We start from the raw sequence: 23,371 nt of genomic DNA, 5'->3' as shown, positions 1-23,371 counted from the left end.
GAGCTTGTCTAGCGTGCTTCGCCATCGGCGAGGCCGCATGGGGTGGATTCTCCCCGGCGGTAGACGCGCGGGACGCGCAGCGAGATCCCGGTGAGGACCTCGTACGGGCTGCGATCCGACCGGCGGGCCAGGTCGGCGATGGTGACGCACTCATCGCCCTGGGTACCCACAAGCGTGACGCGGTCGCCGTTGTAGGCGCTGGCGTCGCCGATGTTCACCATCGTTTGATCCATGCAGACATTGCCGACCACCGAGTGCAGCGCGCCGCCGATGAGCACGTTCGCCGGCTCGTGGGCCGGGTTGTGCGAAGGCCCGGTGCCAAGCGAGCGGGCGTAACCGTCGGCGTAGCCCACCGGCAAGGTGATCACCCGCGTCTGGCGGTCTGCGGTCCAGGTGCTGCCGTAGCCGACGGGCATCCCTTCGGGCACGACCTTGAAGTACACGACCTCGCTGTGCCAGCTCAGCACCGGCTCGGTCGGCAGGGCCGCAGCGATCTCGGGCTTGGGAGCGACGCCGTACAGCAAGATGCCGGGGCGGACGCGGTCGAGATGGGCTTCGGGCAATCGGGCGATGGCCGCTGATGCCGCCATGTGCCGCACGGGTGTCGGCAGCGAATGGCGTTCGTAGAAGCTCAATGCCTCGTTGAATCGGTCGAGCTGCGTGCGCGCATCGGACAGATCGGCATGGTCGGCGTTCGCGAAGTGGCTGAACACGCCCTCGATGCGGACCGAACGGCAGCGGAGCGACTCGGCGAAGAGCTGGTCGGCGTTGTAGTGGTGAACGCCGATGCGTTCCATGCCGGTGTCGATCTTGAGGTGCGCCCGGGCGGTGGTGCCCGCCGCGGTCGCTGCTTCGTCGATCTGGTGGAGCTTGTCGATCGACGGCGCGGTGAGAATCAGGTTGTGGGCGAGGAACAACGGGATCTGGCGTTCGACCGCGCCGCCGAGGACGTGGATGTCGATGGTCACCCCGGCGCTGCGCAGTGCCAGCGCTTCCTCGACATAGGCGACGGCCACGCACGACACGCCGGCCGACTGCAGTGCGAGCCCCACGTGCGCGATGCCGTGACCGTAGGCATTGGCCTTGACAACGGGCACCACTTCGGCACTGCCAACATGGCGGCGGATCGTGGCCAAGTTTCGGTCGAGTGCGTCGAGATCGATGTCGCACCAGGTAGGACGCATCTCTGATGCGTCGATTGTGGGCAGCCGCATCTCCGAGGAGTCGATTGTGGGCAGCCGCATCTCCGGTGCGTCGGTCATGCGCTGCTCGATTCTGGGCCGCAGGCGGCGAGACCTGCTCGCGCTGCCGGCAGCAGATCGACCTGGCCCATGGCCGTCAGCGGCGTCGCAACTGCCGCTGGATCGTGCCCGTCGACGGTGGCGGTTCGCCCGTGCCAGTGCGCCGCCGCAGCAACCTGCGACGCCACGCCAGCGGGGTCTGCTGGGCCCCCAGACAGCACCGCTGCGATCACACCGCAGAGCACGTCGCCCGACCCGGCGGTCGCGAGGCGCGCATTCCCGGAGGTGACGGCCAGCACGGTGAGCTGGTGTGACTCGGCATGCGGCTCGGCCCCGGCGGCCACGAGCGTCGTCGGTCCCTTCAGCAGGACAACGGCACCCAGCATGCTTGCGGCCTGTCGCACGGCATCGAACCGGTCGGCTGCAGGCGCTGCGCCGGTGAGCCGGGCGAATTCCCCGTCATGGGGTGTGAGGATCGTTGGCGCGGTCCGCTCGCGCAGGCACTCGGGATGGTCCGCCACTGCCCCCAGAGCGTCTGCATCGGCGACCAGCGGTATCGGGCATTGCGAGATGAAGCGTGCCATCTGTGCCGATGCCGCGGGGTCGGTGCCGATGCCCGGACCGATGACTGCTGCATCAAAGCGGTCAATCCCTTCGAGTGAGGGCTCTGCCCAATTGCCGGGTCGAAGATCGCGCGCAACTGTCTCGGCGGGACGTGCGACGTCGGCCGCCCGCTGTCCCGGCGAGCTGACGACCACCATGCCGGCGCCCGCTCGCTGAGCCGCCGCGCACACGAGATGTCCTGCGCCGCGCATCTGCGGCGAGCCAGCGATGACGCGCACAGCGCGACGCCACTTGTGCGCCGTCGGCTCGGCGACCGGCAACGCGGCGTTGGCGTCAGCGTCGGTGACGAGCCACGACGCTGCCGCACTGGTGTTGAGTCCGATCCGGGCGAGCTGCACCTCGCCCGCGGCTGCGGCGCCGGGATGCAGCAGCAGACCCGGCTTGAGCGCTCCGAATGTGACGGTCGCGGTCGCCGGCCAGCAGCCATGGTCGACGCCGGTCAGCGCGTCGATGCCTGAGGGGATGTCGACCGCCAGCACCGGCACAGCCGGTGCTTGGCCAGCCCCCCACGATCCGCGCAACCCGGTGCCATATGCCGCGTCGATGACCAGGTCCCACGCCGAAGAGGCGGGGGCGCCCGCATTCGGCGCGGCAACCAGTTCGAGAGCTTGAGGTGGCGTCTCGGTCCGGCAGCGAACGCCCCAGCGCTCCAGCGCTGCGGCTGCGACGCGCCCGTCTGCCCCGTTGTTCCCCTTGCCGGCGGCCACGAGCACTCGACGCCCGTAGGTGCCCCCCATCATCTGGCGGGCCGCGAGAGCAACGGCTGCACCGGCACGCGCAACCAGCACGTCGGTGCCTTCGGGCGCGGCCGCGTCGATTGCCGCCATCTGATCGGGCGTCACGATCGGGATCACGACCTCAGCCCCCAGGGGCTGAGCTGCGAGGCGAAGCCGTGGCCCGAGCGGCCCGTGAACCGGCATCGGAGAAGAACTGGGAACAGGAGCGGGAAACAGCAGGTATCGCGATCGGAAGGTTCACCCCTGCGCGCACCCTCCCATTGAGTCGAGAGGTGCTCGCTCATTGCGCCAGCACCATGGCCGCTGCCACCGAGTCGGTATGGGTGAGGGTCACCTGCCACTCAGACAAGCCTGCGGCCGTTGCCCGCTCTGCTGCGAGGCCCCGAAGCAACAGTTCGGGACGACCGCTGGAATGGCGCGCCACTTCGATGTCGCGAAAGCGGCACGCGCCCAGGCCGATTCCCAGCACCTTCATCACCGCTTCCTTCGCGGCGAACCTCGCGGCGAGGCGGGTATCGGGATTCACCGTTCCCATGGCGTAGGAGAGCTCGGCGGGGGTGAACAAGCGGGTGCGCATACCGCTGCGCCTCTCGAGCACCGCGGCGAATCGCCCGACATCCACCATGTCGAGCCCAATCGAGGTGCTCACTTGCTGACGGTCCTATTTGCCCGGCTCGCCGGAGGCGTCGGCGGCGCCCAGCCAGTGCTCGGCGAGCACGTGGACCGGTCGGGTCAGCAGATCGAAGACATCGAGCGTGCCCAGCAGGTCGTCGCGGAGCCATGGCAGCGTCTCGGTGACCGCGTCGGCGAGCGCCCCGTAGCGGCCGCGGTAGCCCATCAGCACTGACCGCATCGACGGTGCACGCAGTCGCTCGACGAAGCGGCAATGCAACAGCGTCAGCCCGGTGGTCAAGCCGTCCTTGGTCTCGGGAATGTGGAGCACCGTGCGGCCGTCGCTGCCGCGGGCCACGGTGACTTCGCGTTCGTACCCAGCACGGTGCTTGCTGCCGCGCAGCTGCGGGTTGGTCACCGTGCGCGACTCGATGCCGAGTGCCGTGCCGCCGCGGTCGGTCAGCCAGATGGTGACCTCAGGGCTGCTGGCAGACGCCACGGTGCCCTCGATGCGGTAGCGCGACCAGCCCGTGACCTCGGCCACAGCCGGGTCGAGCGCGGCCAGCGTGCGCAAGGCCGTGTACGAGAGCCGATCCCTCGGTGCGCCGGCTTCGAGCGCTGCTGCCACCAGCATGGAGTCGAGAAGCGTCTCGTCGGCGCGCGAGATGCCGACCGTAACGGTCTTGGCCTGATGCTTGATGGTGTCGACCGGCCGGGTGAGTTCGTCGATGGCGAGGTTCAGCGCATCGGTGAGGTCGTCGATGACGACCGAGGGCAGCCCCACCTTGCCTATATCGGCCTGGTACATCTCCAGTGGCGCGATGCCGACGGCGTACCGCAGCACCGCTCCGAGGCGCGCCGCAGTTCCCGCCCGCAAGTGACCGTCATAGCTGCCGGCACGCACACCGTCCCGGAAACGATTGGCCGGGGCGCGCACGCGCTCCGCCAGCACGGCGAGCAAGTCCCCGTCGCGGCCTGCGGCCGCGAGCGATGCGTCAGCGCGGCCCGCGGCCGCGAGCGATGATTCCGTGCTGTTTGCAGCCGCAAGCAGCGATTCCGTGGTGGCTCGCATCTCGCGCAGCGGATCGGCAAGTGCGTCGATCGTCAGCGCCGCCTCGTACCCGTACAGGTGACCAGCAGCGGTGGCCAGCAGGAAGTCCACCGCTGGATGCACGGCAGGAACCTCCAGCAGCTCAGCGGCAGCGTCGAAGCGCCCCGTGCCAGCAGAAGCCACCACGATCGGCGTCGCCCGGTGCGCCCGGTAGATCGCCACCTCCTTCGCAGCGTCGTCGGCGACAGAGCCCACCAGGCCCGTCGCGCACACCCAGATGAGCGGCTCGCACGAGAGGTCGATGTGCTTCTTGTCTTCGGTGCCGTCCTCGGCGACGGCGTGATAGCAGACCTCAGACAGCTTGATCCTGATCTCACGTGAAGCGATCCGGTTCGCACCATTTCCCACCACGGCCCAATGGCGGTGAGCTCCCACATGGCGCCGGGCGATCCGGGCGATCTCGTCGCGCGAGGCGAACACCGATTCGAGTGCGGCGGGCAGCTTGCCCAGCGCACCGAGCAAGTCGCTGATGGCACTGGCCGTCGCAACGTCGTCGGGACGGATGTCGGCAGCGATGGCGGCGGCGAGCAGCGCGCACGCCGCAACCTGCGCATAGAACGCCTTGGTGGACGCCACCGACATCTCCACGTCGCGGCCGTCGGAGGTGTAGAGCACGCCGTCAGCCCGGTCGGTCAGGTCGCTGCCGCGCCGGTTGACGATGGCGACCACCGCAGCGCCCCGAGCGCGAGCGAGATCGACCGTGCGATTGGTGTCGGTCGTCGTGCCGGACTGGCTGACTGCCACAACCAGCGTGTCGGACAGGTCGGCGTGCAACCCGAAACCGCTGAACTCCGTTGCCAGGGGCGCCGTCACCTCCACGCTGCGGAGTGCGCGCGATGGTGCCAGAAGGGTCTCGAAGAAGTGCGGCAGCGACGACGCTGCGGCAGCCGCGGTGCCTTGACCGATGGCAACGATGCGACGAATGGCGCCGTCCTGCAGCCGGGACCGAACATCGGCAGGCAGCGCGTCGGGCCCGAGCCGGGCGTGCCGCAACGGCCTGGCTGTGTCATTGCGGCCATCGGCGGTGGCAGTCTCGACGCGGCCACGCAAGGTGGCGGTCTCGACGCGGCCACGCAATGTGGCTTGGAGCGAGCGGGACGCCTCGCCGATCTCCTTGAGCAGGAAGTGCGGATAGTCGCCCCGATCGATGTCACGGGTGGTGACCTCGGCGGTGACGACGTCACCCGCTTCGACGGGCAATTCTGTGCCGTCGTAGGAGAAGCGTCGCAGGGCAGTGAATTCGGCCAGGGGAATGTGCAAACTGGCGAGACTTCGCATTTCGACGCCCGTTGCTTCCCGCTCTGGCTCGCTCCGCTCGTGGGCCGTTCGGGCAGCGGCTTCGCCATCCGGCTCAGCCTCCGAGGTCGACTCGCCGTCGGCTGGGGCAGTCGGCGTGCCGACCAACATGATCTGACCTCGGCTGCCCACGGGGTTCGCCGGATCGGACGGGGTCTCGCCATCGAGGCGGACGTAGTGGCGGCATTCCTCAACTAGGCCGTACGGCTCACTGGCCACGACATATGCCCCCTGCGTTGCGCCCACGTACAGCGCCTGCCCGCTCCCTCGCAGCGCCAACGCCACCACGTCGGGCATCTCCGAGACGTGCGCTGCGATTGCTACCGAGCCCTCGAAGCTGCCGACGGCATCAGCGAAGGCTTGCCGCAGCCGCTCCGACTCCTGCCTGCTTGGTGATCTAGCTGCACGGCCTCGCGTCGCGGCGAGAGCCTGGCCCACCATCGTGGGGATGACCTTTGCATCGGTGGTGATCTCCGGTGCAATCGACAGGCACCGCTGCGCGATCAGGTCAGCGTAGTTGTCCACGTCCCCGTTCAGCACAGCAGCGATGTGTGAGACATCGCCGCCACCTGACTCAGCGACATGGTTCGGGACATCAGAACCAGCCCACGCATCGAGGGGGTGCGCGTTGGGCAGCGAGACGATGCCGATGCTGGCCCAGCGAGTGTGCCCCAGCACGACCGTCTCAGCGTGCTCGGCACACAAGGCCCAGCGCAGCAGGCTGTCCTCGCGAATCTGCGACCTCAGAGCCGCCGTGTTGTCGCCGAGTTCCCCGATCTCCGAGGCGGTCTTGTAGACGAACGCCAGTCCGTTGGGAGTGTCGCGTGCCGCGCCGGCTCCGAAGAGCGGATCTGCGAACCGTCCACCCTGTGCACTGAAGGCATCGTCCCCGTCAGTGTCGAGACGCGCCCGGCGAACGAAGACCTGCAGCCCGACTGAATCCCGGCCTCGTACCTCCAGCCGGTCCAGTGCGGACAGCGCCACCTGGATCGACCAGAGTCCTCCGATCGCGGCCGGCGGCGGTGTGCCGCCCCAGAGCCCGACTACCTCGCGAGCCATCCGCAGGCGGTCCCGGCGCAATGCGAAGGCGTGGTCCTTCAGTTCGCTCAGCCATGCATTGATGCGCTCGACGCGAGCGCCCTCACCATCGGACACCACGTCGCCTGCGTCGACGGCGCCGTCGATGTCGCCGATGAGCGCATCCACCGTCGCCAAGGCAGTCTCGATGTCGAGCACGCACTTGGCATCGGACACCAGCAAGCGCACTCCCGGCATCGATCGCAGTGCCTCGTCGGCGTCTCGCAGCGCTGCGGCGGCGGCTTCGAGCCGCCCGGCCAGATAGCGACCATCGGAGGGGGTGTGCGAGCTGACCTCCGCCGCCGCAGCGAGCAGGTCCGAGGCGTCATGCAGCCGCGGAACGACTGCGGAGACATCCAGCTCAACCCGGTCGTCTCGGCGGCCGATGACGGCCACAATTCCGCACACAACAGCGAGGGTACCGAGCACCCGAGAGCCGCCTTGCAAGGGAGTCGACGTCAAGCCGCTGAACCGGCTCTTGGACTTCCGCTGGCCGGCACGCACAAGCGGGATGGCATCGACCCGGAATTCCGCCGAGACTCGGCGAGGTCAAGTGGCAGACTGGTTCCATGGAGTTGAGCGTCGAGATTCGGCAGCGCCTCGAAAGGCTCAATATTGAGCTTCAGGACGAAGCTAACTCACCAACCGTGAAGTACTTCGCGCTGCAAGCCGACTACGACTTCGACGGCGAGTGGATCGCGCTCATCACGCTGCAATTGGACGAGCCAGAGGACGGGGAGTGGCGTCCCGCTCGATTGGAGGACTACCGCGAGCGCATCTGGGACGCCGTTGGCGACATCGTGACCCCTGATTGCCTCTTCCGAACACCTGAGGAGATGCGCGAGATCGAACATCAACGGGGCGAGAATCTCTCTACCGCCCCCCCGCCGAGACCCCCGCGGCGCGCGTCGGGACTCGCCAGGTAGCTACCTCTTCATACTCAGGTCATGGCCAAGTCCGAACTCGACGGGGCTTCGCTGCTCCAAGTAGCGAGAGACCATATGCCGACGGGTCGTGGTAGACCGCGACCAGCGCAGCTTCGGCGCGTCATCTCAACCGCGTACTACGCAGGGTTCCATGCGCTCACGAACGAAGTCACGAGGCACTTCGGAACCGAGGAGGCGCAACTCGCGGCCCGGCGGTTGATTGGGCATGCCAACGTGCGCGGAGTGTGTCATGGCCTCGCACGGTCGCGCACTCTTCCATGGATGACCGGTGAACCCGCGTGCCATCACGATCTCCTGCGGTTTGCAACGAGCTTCGAGACGCTCTACTTGGCCCGCATCCGAGCCGACTATGACCATCGGTACCACTGCACCAAGCGCGACGCCGATGATGCAATTGCTGGCGCTCAGAATGTGATCAGCGCGTTGGCCGATGCAGCGACCAGTTGTCGGGAGCAGCTCGATCTGGTGGCCATCGCCATGATGGCCGATGACCGCAATCGGAAATACCTCCGCGTTTCCTAGCCGGCATAGTCGCCTTGTCTCGCAAGATGGAGACATCTGGGAACGCTGGTGCAAATCGAGCGCCGCCGGCGGCGGGGGTGGGGGATGCGTGATTAGATAGGTGAGCCTGCTCACAAAAGGGGGAATCACCATGGCCATCACTGGAGTCATGCGAGCCGGGTACGTCCAGATCCGCTGCACCGACATGGAAGCCTCCATCGTCCACTACCGCGATCGCGTCGGTCTGTCGGTTGTCGCAACCGGCGATGACGGGCGTGTCTACCTCAAGGCGTACGACGAGTTCGATCACCACAGCATCGTCCTGCGGCCCGCCGATGAGCCCGGCATGGACTTCATGGGCTTCAAGGTGCGCAACGACGACGACCTGACCGAGCTCACCGACAAGCTCTACAACCATGGCGTGCAGGTCGACCACCTCGAGCCGGGTTCACAGCCCACGCTCGGGCGAATCGTCAGCTTCACCATCCCGGCAGGTCACACCATCCATCTCTATTCCGAGATGGGGATGGCCGAGCGGACACCGCCGCTGCACAACCCTGACGTCTGGGATGAAGAGCCCCGTGGGATGCGGGCCACCCGCATGGACCACTGCCTGCTGTACGGGCCGAACATCGCGGAGACGGTCGAATTGTTCACCGAGGTGCTGGGCTTCGAGCTGGCCGAGGTGGTGATCGCGCCGGACGGCTCGTACATCGCGCCGTTCCTGTCGTGCGCCAGCAAGGCCCACGACGTGGCGTTCGTCCACAACGACGAGCCGGGCATCTTCCACCACGTCTCGTTCTATTTGGAGAGCTGGAACGACGTCGCACACGCAGGCGACGTGATGAGCCGCTACGACATCCCCGTCGACATCGGGCCAACCCGGCACGGCATCACACGCGGCCAGACGATCTATTTCTGGGATCCGTCGGGCAACCGCAACGAAGTGTTCTCGGGCGGGTACATCTACTTCCCCGACAATCCGCTGCGGACTTGGGACGCCGAGCAGCTCGGCAAGGGCGTGTTCTACGTAGACCGCCGGCTGAACGAGGCGTTCCTGAACGTCTACACCTGATCGGGCACGAGAGGAGGCAGCGCGCGGAAAGCGGGACGCAGGCGGGACCGTGCGCAATGCTTGTTGCTATGCTACTTGCATGACGCAGCTGGTGACGCGGATAGATGACGAACTGCTGTCTCGCTTGGATGCAATGGTCGAAAGCGGAGAAGTCGATTCCCGGTCTGAAGCAGTACGCACTGCCCTTGAGCAGATGCTCGAAGAACGCCAACGGCGACTGGTAGCGGAGGCCACCGTAGACGCCTACCGGCGTATGCCCCAGACCGAAGAAGAGCTGCGCTGGGCCGATGCGGGCGCGAGAGAGATGATCGCAGAAGAGCCGTGGGAGCGTTGGTGACTCCGTCACAATGCGAAATCTGGTGGGCGGAGAGCGAGGACAAGGCTCGACCAGTATTGGTGGTGACCCGCGACGAGGCAATCGGGGTGCTTGACGCAATCATGGTCGCTCCGATCACCAGAACGGTGCGCGACATCTCCACCGAAGTGTCACTGAATGCCAACGACGGGTTGGCGCAACCCTGTGCGGCAAACTTCGACAACTTGCAACTGATCCGCAAATCGCATCTCATCAACCGCGTCAGCGCCATACCTCACCGCCGTCACGAAATCTGCCTGGCCCTCGAGGCGGTGGCCGGCTGCTGAGCAAGCCGACGGCCACATGTCGGCAGCGCTCAGGTACCAGGCGGCGACGCGCTGACCATGTCGACGAGGCGGTCCGCGAGGGCTGCTGCTTCGCGCTCGGTCGGGGCCTCGACCATGACGCGGATGACTGGCTCGGTGCCGCTCGCACGCACCAGCACCCGCACGTCAGGGCCCGCCGTCGCAGCGACCTCGTCGATCTCGTGCTGTGTCCCCGTATCAAGCGACTCGGTCGCGGCCAGCACGTTGACGAGCACCTGCGGGGCGGACTGCATCGCCTGAGCCGCAAGCGCGGCACTCGTACGCCTGGCGCCGTCAGATACAGCACCGCCATCAGCGTCGTCGCACTCCACGCCATCTGATGTCGCAGGCGCCTCGGACGCGGCCCATCGAGAGACGAGATCAGCCAAGTGGACCGCGCTGCGCAGTCCGTCGCCGGTGGTGGCCTCATGCCGGAAGACCACATGACCTGACTGCTCGCCCCCCAGGCTGAGACCGCCCGCATCCAGCGCTTCGAGCACCGCACGGTCGCCCACCGTGGTCGCGACCACCTCGATGCCTGCGGCGGCCATCGCCCGGTGCAGCCCGAGGTTGGACATCACCGTCACGACGATCGCGTTGCCCGCGAGCAGTCCGCGCTCTGCCAGATCGACGGCGAACAGCGCCATCTGGCGGTCGCCGTCGATGACCTGCCCGTCACTGTCCACAGCGATCAACCGGTCGCCGTCCCCATCGAAGGCCAAGCCCATGTCCGCGTCGAGGTCGAGAACTGCAGCCCCGAGCGCTCCGGGGCTCAACGAACCACAGCCGTCGTTGATGTTGCGTCCGTCGGGCTCACAGAACAGCGCTGTGACGTGCGCGCCCAGCCGTCGGAGCACTCCTGGCGCGAGCTTGGCACTAGCGCCGTTCGCGCCATCGACCGCCACATGCAGGCCAGCGAGCGTGCGGCCCTCGATGGCGTCGCCCAGTGACTTCTCATAGGCATCCAATACTCGGGCCAGTTCGCCTCTCGGGGCTGGCGAGCCTGCAGCGACGCCGGTTGTCGCAGCGGTTGCGGGATCGACTGCGGAGTCGGTTGTCGGTCCGGCAGCCGAGGCGTTGACCGACCCGAGGGAGGCATCCACATCGCGCCGACGCGCGACCTCAGCCCGAGACGGTCGGTCGCCATGGGTCAGCCCCACATCGGCGAGGCATTGCGCAACCGCAGACTGCTCGGCATCGCTGAGCTTGGCACCGCCGACAGCGAACAGCTTGACGCCGTTGTCATGCCACGGATTGTGCGATGCCGAGACCATCGCGCCAGCGCGCCCTCCCAGCTCGGCTGCGAAGGCGACCACCGGCGTCGGAACGACGCCGAGGTCGACAACATCGGCACCAGTGGCACGCAGGCCAGCCGTCAGTGCCGCAGCGAGGGCTGGCCCAGACTCACGCGTGTCGCGGCCCACGACCCAGCGAGCGCCGTCGGCGCGTTCGATGCCGCCCGACAATGCCCGGTTCGCAGCGCGCCCCAGCGCGTGCGCGACAACCTCGTCGAACTCGTCGAATGCCCGCCCCCGAATGCCGTCTGTGCCGAAACTGAGTTCCATCACGCTTCGCTGCCGAGTCTGCACCACAGCGCTGGATTGCTGAGGCCGGCCACCAGGACCGGAGGGGTCGCTAGCGCTTGGAGTACTGGGGCGCCTTGCGGGCCTTCTTGAGGCCGTATTTCTTGGATTCCTTCTTGCGGTCGTCGCGGTGCAGCATGCCTGCCGACTTCAGCGTCGGACGCATTTCGGGATCGACGACCAACAGCGAGCGGGCGATGCCCAAGCGCAGCGCGCCGGCCTGCCCTGCCACGCCGCCGCCGTCCACGGTGGCGCTGACGTCGTAGGTCGCGGCGGCTTCGGTGAGGCGCAGCGGCTCGGTGATCTCCATGCGGTGTACCGACGAGGTGAAATATTCCTCGAACGGGCGGCCATTCACCGAGATGTTGCCGCTGCCGGGCAGAAACCTCACCCGGGCGACGGCACGCTTGCGGCGGCCAGTGGTCTGCGTCAGCGGAACGGGCACGAGATCGGGATCTTTCTGGTCGGGTGTCGCGTCGCGAATACGGCGTGGAGGCCCTCGGCCTCAGCGCGCCTGGGCGTCGGGCAGCGGCAGCGCTTGGGGCTGCTGGGCGGCATGGGGATGGTCTGGTCCGGCGTACACCTTCAGCTTGCGCAGCTGGGCCCGGCCGAGCCGGTTGCGGGGCAGCATGCCCCGGATCGTGCGCCGCACGGCGTCTGCGGGGCGGCGGGCCAGCAGGTCGCCGTAGGACTCGCTGCGCAAGCCGCCTGGGTAACCCGAATGGCGGTGCACCAGCTTCTGCGTCGCCTTGTTGCCGGTGAGCACCACCTTGTCCGCGTTCACCACGACGACGTGGTCGCCGACGTCGATATAGGGGGCGAACGTCGGTTTGTGCTTGCCGCGCAGGATCTTGGCGACCTCGGTCGCCATGCGACCCAGCACCATGCCTTCGGCATCGACAACGAACCAGTCGCGCTCGATCTCAGATGCTTTGGGGGCGTAGGTACGCACGCTGGAACTCCGCATGGTGTGGTGTCGGAATCGCCCTTGGACCGTGCATCGGCAACAAGGATCGGACCCGGCAAGGCTACCGGGCGACGGGCACCACGCTGCGGGGCATCAACGCAGCCGCGGTTGCGCGGGCGCCGCTTCGGCTGTCAGCTGGTTGCCGTCACGGCAGAGTCGCCGCTAGGCACCGGTCGCAGTGACAGGCAAGGTGTCACGGCCGGCCCGCAGCAGGGTGCCGGGGCGAGCATCGGTGAACTCGCCGCCGCTCACCGCGACGTCGCCGTTGATCAGCACCGTGTCGATGCCATCGGCCTCGCCGTAGAGCCTCCAGGCACCGCCCGGCAGGTCCTCGCGCACCTCAATCGAGCGCGGCGCGACCTCGTCGGGATCGAACACGACGACATCCGCGTGCCAGCCGGGGGCCAAGCGGCCCCGATCCCTGAGGCCGTACAGCCGGGCGGGCACATCGGTCAACTTGTGGATCGCGTTCTCCAGCTCGAGCATCTGGCGATCACGGGCTGCGGCGAGCAAGTAGGTCGAGTAGTTGAACGTCGCCAGGAAGTCAAGGTGCGCGCCGGCGTCCGACGCACCGATCACACAGCGGTCGTCATTCCACAGCTCTTGGCGCAGCGCCCAGCTGTCGTCATCGTCGCCGGCGGCACGCGGGTACAGGCCGGTCTTGAGGTCGTCGGCCACCACGAGGTCGCACAGTGCATCCCAGGGCGAGATGCCTTGGGTGTCGGCGATCTCGCCGATCGTGCGACCTTCGAACTGCGTCAGCTCGGGCTTGGTCACCTCCCCGACCGTGAGACGCTCCCAGCGGGCGACGCCGCGGAACGCACTGGGCTGCTGCGCGAGATCGTTCAGCTCGGCTCGGCGCTGCGGGTCAGCCATCAGTCGCATCTTCTCCTCAGGCGGCAGCGCCATCGGCTCGGCCCAGCCGTGCAGGGTGTCGAGCAGGAAACCGCTCTCGAAGCACAGGCGGCTGACGGCGGGCATCGGGGCCGTGAGGGCCACGACGCGCCCGCCCTGGCGAGCGGCGAAGTCGCTGGCTTCGAGCTTCTGGGCAATGACTTCGCGGTGCCGGCCGTTGGCGAAGATCACGTTCCAGTTGAGCGGGCGGTCCGCCGCCACCGACATGTCAGCGAGCAGTTGGTACACGTCGGTGTCGAATCGCTCGATGCTCGGGATGAACTCGAGCGCCACTGCCGGGCTGGTGCGCAGCACCGAGCACAGCTCGACGAGCTCGTCGGTCGAGGCGTAACGCGACGGCACCATCTCGCCGTCTGCGTCGTTGTGGGTCTTGGCCCATGACGAGCTGAAGCCCAGCCCGCCTGCCGCGATGCTGTCGGCCAGCATGCGCTTCATGGCGTCGAGTTCGTCGGGCGTGGCTTCGTGGCCCACCGATCGCTCGCCCATCACCACACGTCGCAATGCGCTGTGACCCACGAGGAATCCGGCGTTCGGCATGAGCGTGCCGTCGATGGAATCGAGGTACTCGCCGAAGCTGCGCCAGTCCCAGGGGACGCCTTGCTGCAGCGACGCGAGCGGCATGCCTTCCACCCGGGCCAGCATCCGCATCAGGTAGTCGCCGTGGTCAGGCTCCAGCGGGGCGATCGTGAATCCGCAGTTGCCGCCGATGACGGTGGTCACTCCGTGCAGTGGCGACGGCGACAGCGTGGTGTCCCAGAAGACCTGCGCATCGAAGTGCGTGTGGATGTCGACGAAGCCGGGGGAAACCACCATGCCGGAGGCATCGATGGTTCGCTTGGCAGCACCTGCCGCGCGCACCGCATCGTCGCCCACGGCCACGATGCGACCGTCGGCGATGCCGACGTCTCCGTGGGCGCGTGGCGCTCCGGTGCCGTCGATGATCGTGCCGCCCGCAATCCTCGTATCGAGCATGTGCCCCGTCCCCCCTGTGGCCTAGCCGATGCGGCCGCGCCGGCGTCTACCCGTGCCCGCACCGCTCCCAGCGAAGTTACCGTGCCAGCGGTGAGCGAGCATGAAACACACCGGAGGAATGGGCACCGAACAGTCCGGCTGGACCTTGCCTACCGGGGCACGGGCTTCCGCGGTTTCGCGGCCAACAATGGCGTTCGCACCGTCGCCGGAGAGCTGAGCGGTGCGCTGGAGCGCATCCTCGGCGAAGCACCGATGCTGACCGTGGCCGGCCGCACCGATGCGGGTGTTCACGCAACAGGTCAGGTGGTGTCATTTCGGCTCGGCCCCGCCGGGCTGCAACGCGTCACCCGAGACCGGAACAGGCACGGACTGGGCAGGCGAGAGAGCCTGGACAGGCTGGCGGCCTCGCTGAATCGCCTGTTGCAGCCCGAGATCGCGGTGACGGCGGCGTCACTCGCGCAGGACAGCTTCGACGCTCGCCGCACCGCCACCGCCCGCGCCTATGAGTACAGGGTCCGCAACGCTGTCCATCCTGATCCCCGCTGTGGCGACCTCGAATGGCATGTGGGTGCGCCTCTCGACATCGGCCAGATGAACGACGCCGCAGGTCGCTTCGTCGGCGAGCACGACTTCACCTCGTTCTGCCGCCGGCCGAAAGATCGCCCCGATGCGTCGCTGGTGCGCACCGTGTCGGTGGCGCGCTGGTCCGGCGAGGCCACCGAGATGCTGTTCGAGATCGAGGCGAACGCCTTCTGTCACCAGATGGTGCGCGCCATAGTCGGGCAGTGCGTAGCTGTCGGGCGGGGCGACCGGCGGGCCGGCGACGTGCCGAGCGTGCTCGCTGCGGGCCGCCGCGACGCAGCTGCACCGATCGCTCCGCCCCACGGGCTGACGCTCGTCGCAGTGCGCTACCCCGACGACCCGCCCAGAGGCTGAGCCGATAGGCGAAGCCGTGGCCCGAGCGGCCCGTGACCGAGGCGAACAAGAGCGAGGAACAATTGGCGGTTCGACGAGACGGCCGGACTTTAGTTGCTACTAGTCGCTACCTATTGCGTAGGCTGGTCCGCATGAGATCGGTTGGCATCAAGGTGCTGAACAGCAAACTGAGCGAATACGTGCGCCTCGCCGCCGCCGGCGAGACAGTCCTCGTCACAGATCGCGACCGCGTCGTCGCCGAGATCGGGCCGCCCGCGCCCGCACGCAGCGCAACCGTCGCCGATGCGCATCTGGCAGAACTCATGCGCACGGGCATCCTGACGCCGCCGTCGCATGTTGGCTCCGGTGCTCCGCCCAAGCCTGAGCCGACCGCGCCATTGGGCGAGATTCTCCAGCAGCTGGACCGCGATCGATGCGACCGCTGACGGTGCCGGGCTGATGATCTACCTCGACACCTCGATAGTGCTCGCGCACTTGCTGAGCGAGGATCGCCAGCCGCCCGCGGCGGTCTGGGACAACGTGCTGGTCTCCAGTCGCCTGATCGAGTACGAGACATGGACCCGGCTCAACCGCGCCGGACTCGGCGAGGCGCACATCGAAGCTGCACGGCTGTTGATGAGCCGGCTGGCGCTGGTCGAACTTTCCCCTGTCGTCCTCGCTCGAACACTCGAACCGTTTCCCGGCACTGCATCGGTACGCACGCTCGACGCGATGCACCTGGCAACCTGCGACTACCTGCACCGCCACAGCCGCAGCATCGAACTGGCCTCATATGACCATCGCATGAACGATGCCGCCGACGCGATGGGCATCCCGCTGTTCGATCTCAGCGACGCCTGAACCCCAGACGCGTACCCGTGCACCGTCCGGCGCGACGAGGCTGGCCCCTGTGGAAGCAGCCGTTTAGCCGGTGCTGGTGTCGTGGGCGGCTTTGGCCTCGATCTCGGTGACGACCTGTCCCCATACGGGGCTGCTGTATCTGTGGGTGTTCTGCTTCGCTTCGGCGAGGGTGAGCGCGCCGCCGTCCACCGCGGCGGGGTCCAGTGCGCCGATCGCGGCGAGTGCGCGCTGCCAGCGGTTCACGTGAGCGAAGCCGTGATGGGTCTGCGACGCCAGGTGCTGCACCGCCGCGACGACCTGCGGGTCCGCTGCGTACGGCACCGGCTGGGGCGGGTCGGTGTCGGGCACGACTTCGGGCACCGGCGGCGGCGGGTCCTGGGGCTGCTGCGGCTGCTGCTGCTGTTGGGCTTGGGCGGCTGCCTGGGCGGTGAGGGCTGCTTGCACTTTGGGCAGCGTGCCGATGCCGTCGGCCCAGCCGTGACGTTGTGACCGGGCGAGCCATGCCGCTATGTCTTCGTCGCTCATGGCGTCGCTGCGGCCTTCGAGCCGGTCGAGCACCGCTGTCCAGTCGCGCACCCCTGCTTGGTGACCGCGCGCCTTGAACGACGCGATGTGCGCTTCGACCTCCGCGATCAGCGCCGGGTCCACCACATAGGGCGCCGGCTGCTGGGGCTGCTGCTGCGAGTCGGCAGTCTGCTGGGGGTCAGCGGGCTGCGGTTGGTCGAGTTGGCCGGGCTGAACCTGCGGCTGTCGGTCGGGCTGCTGGTGGCCGTCGGCCACATGCTGTTGTTCTGTGTCGTCGGAATCCGCGGCGGGAACCTCGAGGTTTTCCGATGTCAGGCCGGGCCCGTAGTTGACCCGTATCGTGCGCTTCGCTGAGGGGTCGCCATAGCGGGTCAGGCTCATCGACACGTCGAAGTGGCCCGAGCCGCCGTAGCCCGACACCATCGCCAAGCCGACGGTGATCGGCTGGTTCCAGTTGTCGCTCGTGATGCGGCGGGCGAAGTAGTAGCCCTGTTCGCCGTCCACCTCGCCGATGAAAGGCGGCCGGTCGTAGGTCACCATATTGACGCAGTCCAGGTGAGCGACGTCCGCGTTCGGGTCCGCCGCGAGCAGCTTCTGGCGCTCTTTGAGACGGGGAAGCGCCCCCCACTGGCAAGACTTCTTCGTGACCTCCCTCGACGTCGCCGTCCCCACCCCCGGGCTGGTGTAGTCGATCGTCCACACCGTGCGGGTGACGTCTGTCTCCGGCTGGCCGTCAGCGCGCTGCGCTGTCGAGCCGGTCGCCCTCTGAAGCCTGATGTAGAGAGTCTCGCGGCACAGGTACGGACGATCACGGCTCGCGCAATCAAGCGGCGGCGAGTCGGGCACTATCTGAAAAGAAGCAGCGCCGCCGGAGTTGCTGTTCAGATCCAACTCGGCGACCTCCGCGCCCGGGGCGCCGGGATCCGCAGGAAAGCTGATATCGGGCTTGTCGTCGTCACCGACCCAGCCCGCCATATTGAAACGGCTCTCCTGCTCAGCCTTGGTATACACCAGCTCCCGCGCCGGGTTCCGCAACTCCTTGCTCAACCAGCCGTTGGTATCCCAGTTCTCGCTGAACACATGACGGACCACGAAATCCTCATCGTCCATGTCGGCGTCCTCAACAGCCGTGACCGTGATCGTGCGCTCCTCCAAGTAGTCGTCGACAGAAGACCACGACACCACCGGCGGATCGAACACCACCCCCGACCCCGACGCCAGCGTCGGAGTGATCGTCACCGGCGAACCAGGCGCCGGGACGTTGAAGTTCCGCACCGTGTAAGACGTCGAACCGCCCTCGCCCAACACCAAGCACTGCACATACCGGCAATCGCCGTCACTGCTGGGATCAGGATCGAACCGCGGATCCAGAGCACCCTGCCCGCGCTGCACCACCACCTTCACCGACGGCAACACCACAGACGAATCGGTTGACGACAACACCAAATCGAACACCGCATCAGGCGACGTGCCCGGCTGACCCCCCGCACCGCTGCGCAACGCCGTCACCTCCACCACCCGATAACCCTTCACAGAATCCGGCCCGTAACCCGCCCAATCCTGAGCATCGAAACTGAAATCGATCGACCCCGACGGCGCCGACTGCGTCTGCACCCGACGGCCCCCCGGCATATGCAAAGACCGCGGATGACTCACCTTGAACCGCGACACATCCGACGACGCCGCCGACACCGGCACGCTGGCCGTCACCTCCTGCGCCAAATCCAAACGCACAGACACCGTCTCGCCCTCACGCACAAACACCACCGACGGCGCCGACACCAAACCGGACGGCGCTGCTCCCACCGCCACGCCGTTCACCGCGATGCGCCACGCCCCAGAGTTGGCGACCCACGCGACGGCGCCAATGAAAGTGCGCAAAAAGCTGCCATCAGCGATGCTGAATCCGGGCGCCCCACCCGCGTCCTCGCCGCCCGAGACCTCGACCAGAATTAGGTGCCTGCCCGACAGGACGCCAGTAATATCGGTGTCGAACACCACGAAATATGTGGAGTCCGCCGCGAGGCTGATGCCCCCCGCAGGCGCCGCGAAGCGCAGCGTCTGGCTGCTGGTGAACGGCGTGAATGAGGGCCACGTCAATGCGCCGACCACCGCGCCCGGGCGGCCCGACGCCTCAGCATGCACCGACACCGTCACCTTCGAAGCCGCAGCAGCATCGGCCAACTCAGAAAACCGCACATCGACACTGCTCAGCGTGTAACCCGCCGCGTTGCCGCCCGTCGAGAACGCCTGCGCAACATCAAACAGGCCAAAGGCGAGATCGCTGCTCGCGCCGGTCTGGCCGAGATTGCTCACCAGCACCGGCTCAGTCGGCGTCTGCGCCTCAGCCGACGACAACGGCACCAGCAACGCGCCCACCACAGCAACCGCTACAAGGCTCCTAAGAAGCCCCCCCCCCCCCCGGAACGTACGTACCACAGACATCATGGGCCTCCACGGACAACGCTGAGCGATTGAAGATATCGCATCCTCAGCCTACGTCCCCCCGATTCCAAGGAAGACACTGCCGCCAGCCCCAAAGCCCACCGGACCCACGCCAGCACCGATCGCTGCGATACAGAGTCCGTCCACGTGGCGCACACTTACCAGCCTCTCGGGACGCAGGTATTCTCGGCTCATGGCCGCTCCGGATCTTCCTGCCGCCCGTCGTGCCGCTGAGGAGCTAGTGCGCGCCGGCGCAGGCCGGGTGCTGCTGTTCGGGTCGCTGGCGCGCGGCGAAGCCGGCCGACGCAGCGACATCGACCTGGTGGCGATCTACGACGACCTCGGCGACTACAGCGACCGCTCCAAGCGTCGATGCGCTCTGGAGGCGAAGGCCCGCGCGGCCACGGGATGCTCAGTCGACGTGATAGTCACCGACGCGCCCGAATGGGCGGTGCGCACGACAAAGGTGCCGTGCTCGGTGGAGGCCCGCATCGCCGGCGACGCAGTCGAGCTGGCCGATTCGGGCAGCCACGCCGGGATCGACTGGGACAAGGAGATCGGATTGCCTGCTGACCCCACCGCTGAGCTTGCCAGCCGATTCGAGGAAATGTACGACGCCGCAGGGCGGCTCGAGATTCACCTGCGTCCGACAGTCGCCGAAGCCGATGCAGTCGACGCCGACCATCGTCGCCACCAAGAGGGCCGCCGCTTCGCCTCGGCGATGGCCGAGGTCCTCCTCATCGTCGAGTCCGCGGCGAAGGCCACCTACGTGATCTCCTTGGGAGCCGCGCCGCCCAAGAAGCACAACATCGTCGGGCTGCTCGCCGACCAGCCAGACACGGTTCGCCACGCCTTCCACACACTGGCCGGCAACGCCCTCGACTTGGCCGCGCTGCACGAATGGCGCAAATCGAACTACGTCGCTGACCGGCCAGAGTTGCCCGACGAGAACCAGCTGCGCGACCAGTGCGCCGCCGCTGTAAGCATCGGCGCCATCGTTGCCGACGAGTGCCGCCGCCAAGGCATCTCCGAGCGCGACCTTGACCTGTGGGACCACCATTGCGAGCGCGTGTCTGCGGTCCTCGACGGACCCATCCGCCTCCCCGACCGGCCAGGCCGAGACATCGGCCGGTAGCCCCCGACTCGACCGGTCTTCGTTCCCGTGACCGACAACCCTCAGCCCGGTGCTCCGTGTATCGCGCGGCCGTCTATTCGGCGGTGCGGAAGACCTCGATGCGGTTGTCGAGGTCGAAGAGCAGCGCGATGAACTGCTGCACGTCGGCGGCGGTGACCTCGCCGAGCGTTGCGCGTCGGCGTGCAAGCGTGGCCACGTCGGCGTCGTCGACGTGATGACGGCTCAGCAGCGGATTGATGAGCAGCGAGTTGGACTCCAGCACGTAGTCGTCTCCGACCACGGCAATCGCCTGCGCGAAGTCTCGCTCGGCGGGGCCGTCCGCGATCAGCTCGGTCAAGATCTCGATGACCTCTGCGTGACCGGCGTCGAGACCCTCCGACGCACCTGTTGAGAAGATGCGGCCCTCCCAGGTGCCGACCGCGGCATTCGGCGCCACCGACACGCCGACGGAGTATGCGTCGCCGAGTTCCTCGCGCACCCGCACGGTGAGCAGGTCGTTGACGACCGCAGCAGCCACATCTGCAATGACCAGCGACGACGTGTCCGCCGGCGCCGTGGCGCCGAACATCACATCGAACCCCGCCGCGCCCGCATCGGCGCTGACCGGGATCGTGATGCGCTCCACTCCGGCGGGGAAGCCACGTCGGCGATTCACGAAGGTGTCCGGCGCTCCGGCTGGCAGGGTGCCGATGTAGCGGGCCGCCAGGTCGGCCACCGTGGCCTGGTCGATGTCGCCGACGACCACCACCATCAGGTCGTCGACATCGCTCAGCCGCGCTCGGTACAGGCTGAGCAGCGAATCGGGCGTGGTGGCATCGATCTGGGATCGGGTGGCGAAGAACTGATGCCACTGGCTGCCCTGGTGCAGCGCATCGAGCAATGCCAGCTCCGAGATCCACTGAGGGAAGGTCTGAGCGTTGGCCAGCCGGGTCTCCATGGCTTGAAGTTGCTCACCGGCGGCAACCTCGGTGATGCGGGGCTCGGTGATGTACAGGTGCATCAGCGTGAACAGCGCTTCGAGATCATCGGCGCCCGATGCTGCGGAGAAGCCCTCGGAGAACTCTGCGATGAACGGGCTGACTCGGGCTGTCGTGGTCGCCAGGTACTCATCGAGCTGTGTTGCCGAAGCATCTCCGACACCGCTGGCCGCGACGGCGCTCACCGCGTGGCGCACGAGCGCAGAGTCGCCGACGTCCAGCGTCGACCATCCGCCAAGGCCCTCGGCTACGACGTCCACCCGGCCGGCCGCAATGGCGGAGGGAGCGAAGACGACGCGGGCACCGTTGGGGAACTCCCACTCGTAGCCATCGGGGACCAGATTCACCGCGGTCTCGCGAGACGCAGCGACCGGGGCCGGCCGCTCCATGAGCGCCTCGATCGCCTCCTCGGCGGCTGGCGGGGCGAGCGGACGCACCGCTTCGACCGCCGCGAGCAGTTCATCGGCCGTGGGCACGACCGACGGGTCGGGTCCGATGGAAACGACGAGCGGCGGCGCCAACTCGAGCACCCAGCGCAAGTGCGCCGTGGCTTCGGCTGCGGAGTACGTGTCGAGGAGCGCGCTCAGGCGCGCCACGCGATCGTCAGTCGCCGAGATGTCGGCGCCGCTGAGGAAGTGCCCGACGTAGCCGAACGCGAACGCGTCGTCCTGGCGTGTGGCAGAGCTCTCGAGCTGGAATTGCAGCGAGGTCTTGAACGCCTCGACAGCCTGCTCGAACTCGCCGGGGGTGAAACCGAAATGGGCCGCGCCCTCCACCACCGACAGGTAGTCGGTGGTGGCCTGAACCAAGTCTTGGCCTTGGTAGTTGGTGCCGTACAGCCGCAGCCCGCGAGCGGCAGGGAAGGAGCTGATGTGCGGCTCGGTGGCCTGGGCCATGAGGCCTGCCCGGTGCGCGGCATCGAGCCGGATGTCGAGCATCTGGGCGATCAGATCCTCCATCAGCCGTAGCCGCTCGCCGCCGACGGTGCCCTGGGGCCACGCGGGCAGCTGCCAGTCGAGCGAGATGTAGATGGGGCCGTGGTCAGGATGGGTGACGACGCCGGTGACCGGCTCAGTGACGAACCTCACCGTGAACGCGCCCCGGTCCGGCTGGGCCGGCGCCGAGGGCGAGCGCGCTGCGAACTCGGCGAAGTGCTCGACCACCAGCGCTTCCATCTGCGTCACCAGCAGGTCGCCGACCACGACGACGGCCATGTTGTCGGGCCGGTACCAAGTGTCGTAGAACTCCCGCAGGTCTTCGGCGGTGACCGTCGAGTTCGATTCTTGGCTGCCGCCGATCAGCATGCCCTCATAGACGGTGCCCCGGTAGTAGATCGCATCGAGGAAGTTCGAGATCCGGCCCGACGCGGATTCGTCTCGCAACCGGTATTCGTCGAGGATGATGCCGCGTTCCTCCTCGACATCTTCGACAAGCAGCGTGGCGGCCGATGCCCATTGCGAGAGCACCGTGAACGCGGTGTCGAGCGCTTCGGGATCGTCCAGCTGGAAATCGAGGATGTAGACGGTCTCGTCGGGGCTGGTGTAGGCGTTCAGGTCGGGACCGAAGTCGGTGCCGAAGTCGCGCAGCACCTGGTCCAGCTCGTTCTTCGAGAAGCGCTCGGTGCCGTTGAACAGCATGTGCTCCAGGAAATGCGCCGTGCCTTCCTCGCCGTCGGGGTCGAGCAGCCCGCCGGCGTTCACGACCAAGTGCATGACCGCTGCTTCGCCCGGCGAGTCGTTCGAGCGCAGGTAATAGGTGAGGCCGTTCGCGAGCTGGCCGATCAGCACGTCGGGGTCGATCGGCAGCAGGGTCGTGTCGGGGTTCGTCGGGTCGTAGTCGTTGAAGGCGCCCAAATCGGCCGGGTCGCCGACCGGCGCGGGCTCACCGGCGCTCTCGCGCTCGTCGTCAGGCGCCGGTCTCTCGTCGTCGGGAGTCGCGGGCTCGTCGTCAGACGTCTGGGGCTCGTCGGCTTGATCGGCATCGCCGCGTGCTGCCGTCGTTTCAGGTGCCTCAGCGTGAGCGTCATCGATCGCTGCTGCGGCCTCGTCAGCGTCGAGGCCTGCATCCGGGCCGTCGGGCGAGCATGCCGCCGCCAGTACGGCAGACACGAGGAGTGCCGCGAAGAGCTTGCGCCAAGTAGCCGGTTTCATCGACGTCATCGCCTTTCGACTGAGCGGCTGCACAGCAGCCGGTAC

General features: G+C 67.5%; 19 protein-coding genes. 9 read left to right on the top strand and 10 right to left on the bottom strand.

The window, feature by feature from the left end:
• Positions 1 to 8: 8 nt before the first annotated feature.
• The 4 genes from alr to ACOGJB_RS13325 all read right to left on the bottom strand — a co-directional run bounded on the left by alr (position 9) and on the right by ACOGJB_RS13325 (position 7,106).
• A complete protein-coding gene (gene alr, locus ACOGJB_RS13340) occupies positions 9 to 1,262 on the bottom strand; it encodes an alanine racemase (RefSeq protein WP_419837590.1) in 1,254 nt (417 codons plus the stop codon).
• A complete protein-coding gene (locus ACOGJB_RS13335) occupies positions 1,259 to 2,719 on the bottom strand; it encodes an NAD(P)H-hydrate dehydratase (protein WP_419837589.1) in 1,461 nt (486 codons plus the stop codon). Before ACOGJB_RS13335 ends, alr begins: the two co-directional genes overlap by 4 nt.
• Positions 2,720 to 2,882: 163 nt before the next feature.
• Entirely contained in the window at positions 2,883 to 3,251 is a 369-nt protein-coding gene (locus ACOGJB_RS13330; protein ID WP_419837588.1) for a holo-ACP synthase, read from the bottom strand.
• 12 nt (positions 3,252 to 3,263) lie between these two features.
• Positions 3,264 to 7,106: an SIS domain-containing protein gene (locus ACOGJB_RS13325; protein ID WP_419837587.1), complete on the bottom strand. Its 3,843-nt coding sequence runs from the start codon at positions 7,104 to 7,106 to the stop codon at positions 3,264 to 3,266.
• Between the two features lie 161 nt (positions 7,107 to 7,267).
• On the opposite strand from ACOGJB_RS13325, the gene ACOGJB_RS13320 reads away from it, so the two are divergent.
• From ACOGJB_RS13320 to ACOGJB_RS13300, 5 genes are all read left to right on the top strand, one after another.
• Positions 7,268 to 7,624, top strand: a complete 357-nt coding sequence (locus ACOGJB_RS13320; RefSeq protein WP_419837586.1) for a hypothetical protein — start codon at positions 7,268 to 7,270, stop codon at positions 7,622 to 7,624.
• Positions 7,625 to 7,906: 282 nt separating this feature from the next.
• A complete protein-coding gene (locus ACOGJB_RS13315) occupies positions 7,907 to 8,167 on the top strand; it encodes a hypothetical protein (protein ID WP_419837585.1) in 261 nt (86 codons plus the stop codon).
• 130 nt (positions 8,168 to 8,297) lie between these two features.
• A complete protein-coding gene (locus tag ACOGJB_RS13310) occupies positions 8,298 to 9,221 on the top strand; it encodes a catechol 2,3-dioxygenase (protein ID WP_419837584.1) in 924 nt (307 codons plus the stop codon).
• A 79-nt stretch (positions 9,222 to 9,300) separates the two neighbouring features.
• Positions 9,301 to 9,558 (top strand): CopG family ribbon-helix-helix protein, encoded by a 258-nt coding sequence (locus ACOGJB_RS13305; RefSeq protein WP_419837583.1) that lies wholly within the window; start codon positions 9,301 to 9,303, stop codon positions 9,556 to 9,558.
• Positions 9,555 to 9,863 carry a type II toxin-antitoxin system PemK/MazF family toxin gene (locus ACOGJB_RS13300; RefSeq protein WP_419837582.1) on the top strand — a complete coding sequence of 103 codons (309 nt, stop codon included), beginning with the start codon at positions 9,555 to 9,557 and terminating at the stop codon, positions 9,861 to 9,863. The genes ACOGJB_RS13305 and ACOGJB_RS13300 overlap by 4 nt, the downstream gene beginning before the upstream one ends.
• Before the next feature lie 29 nt (positions 9,864 to 9,892).
• On the opposite strand, the gene ACOGJB_RS13295 is transcribed toward ACOGJB_RS13300, so the two are convergent.
• The 4 genes from ACOGJB_RS13295 to ACOGJB_RS13280 form a co-directional block, all read right to left on the bottom strand.
• Positions 9,893 to 11,446, bottom strand: a complete 1,554-nt coding sequence (locus tag ACOGJB_RS13295; RefSeq protein ID WP_419837581.1) for a phosphoglucosamine mutase — start codon at positions 11,444 to 11,446, stop codon at positions 9,893 to 9,895.
• Positions 11,447 to 11,516: 70 nt separating this feature from the next.
• Positions 11,517 to 11,909, bottom strand: coding sequence for a 30S ribosomal protein S9 (gene rpsI, locus ACOGJB_RS13290; protein ID WP_419837580.1), 393 nt, complete (start codon positions 11,907 to 11,909; stop codon positions 11,517 to 11,519).
• A gap of 60 nt (positions 11,910 to 11,969) precedes the next feature.
• A complete protein-coding gene (rplM, locus tag ACOGJB_RS13285) occupies positions 11,970 to 12,416 on the bottom strand; it encodes a 50S ribosomal protein L13 (protein WP_419837579.1) in 447 nt (148 codons plus the stop codon).
• A 177-nt stretch (positions 12,417 to 12,593) separates the two neighbouring features.
• The gene (locus tag ACOGJB_RS13280; protein ID WP_419837578.1) at positions 12,594 to 14,318 is read right to left on the bottom strand and encodes an N-acyl-D-amino-acid deacylase family protein; all 1,725 of its coding nucleotides are present in this window, start codon (positions 14,316 to 14,318) and stop codon (positions 12,594 to 12,596) included.
• A gap of 90 nt (positions 14,319 to 14,408) precedes the next feature.
• Between ACOGJB_RS13280 and truA the strand changes: the two genes are divergently transcribed.
• From truA to ACOGJB_RS13265, 3 genes are all read left to right on the top strand, one after another.
• Entirely contained in the window at positions 14,409 to 15,254 is an 846-nt protein-coding gene (gene truA, locus ACOGJB_RS13275) for a tRNA pseudouridine(38-40) synthase TruA (protein WP_419837577.1), read from the top strand.
• Positions 15,255 to 15,385: 131 nt separating this feature from the next.
• Positions 15,386 to 15,679, top strand: coding sequence for a type II toxin-antitoxin system Phd/YefM family antitoxin (locus ACOGJB_RS13270; RefSeq protein ID WP_419837576.1), 294 nt, complete (start codon positions 15,386 to 15,388; stop codon positions 15,677 to 15,679).
• Positions 15,680 to 15,692: 13 nt separating this feature from the next.
• Positions 15,693 to 16,094, top strand: coding sequence for a PIN domain-containing protein (locus ACOGJB_RS13265; protein ID WP_419837575.1), 402 nt, complete (start codon positions 15,693 to 15,695; stop codon positions 16,092 to 16,094).
• Positions 16,095 to 16,157: 63 nt separating this feature from the next.
• Here ACOGJB_RS13265 and ACOGJB_RS13260 read toward each other — a convergent pair whose 3' ends face one another.
• Positions 16,158 to 18,998, bottom strand: a complete 2,841-nt coding sequence (locus ACOGJB_RS13260; protein WP_419837574.1) for a choice-of-anchor R domain-containing protein — start codon at positions 18,996 to 18,998, stop codon at positions 16,158 to 16,160.
• 259 nt (positions 18,999 to 19,257) lie between these two features.
• Between ACOGJB_RS13260 and ACOGJB_RS13255 the strand changes: the two genes are divergently transcribed.
• Positions 19,258 to 20,199, top strand: a complete 942-nt coding sequence (locus ACOGJB_RS13255; protein WP_419837573.1) for a nucleotidyltransferase domain-containing protein — start codon at positions 19,258 to 19,260, stop codon at positions 20,197 to 20,199.
• A gap of 73 nt (positions 20,200 to 20,272) precedes the next feature.
• Here ACOGJB_RS13255 and ACOGJB_RS13250 read toward each other — a convergent pair whose 3' ends face one another.
• Positions 20,273 to 23,326 carry a M16 family metallopeptidase gene (locus ACOGJB_RS13250; RefSeq protein WP_419837572.1) on the bottom strand — a complete coding sequence of 1,018 codons (3,054 nt, stop codon included), beginning with the start codon at positions 23,324 to 23,326 and terminating at the stop codon, positions 20,273 to 20,275.
• Positions 23,327 to 23,371 lie beyond the last annotated feature (45 nt).

The sequence above is a fragment of the Candidatus Poriferisodalis sp. genome (genome assembly GCF_965208895.1).
In the GTDB taxonomy this organism is placed as follows: Bacteria; Actinomycetota; Acidimicrobiia; order Acidimicrobiales; family Poriferisodalaceae; genus Poriferisodalis.
This window is presented reverse-complemented; position numbering and strand designations above follow the sequence as displayed.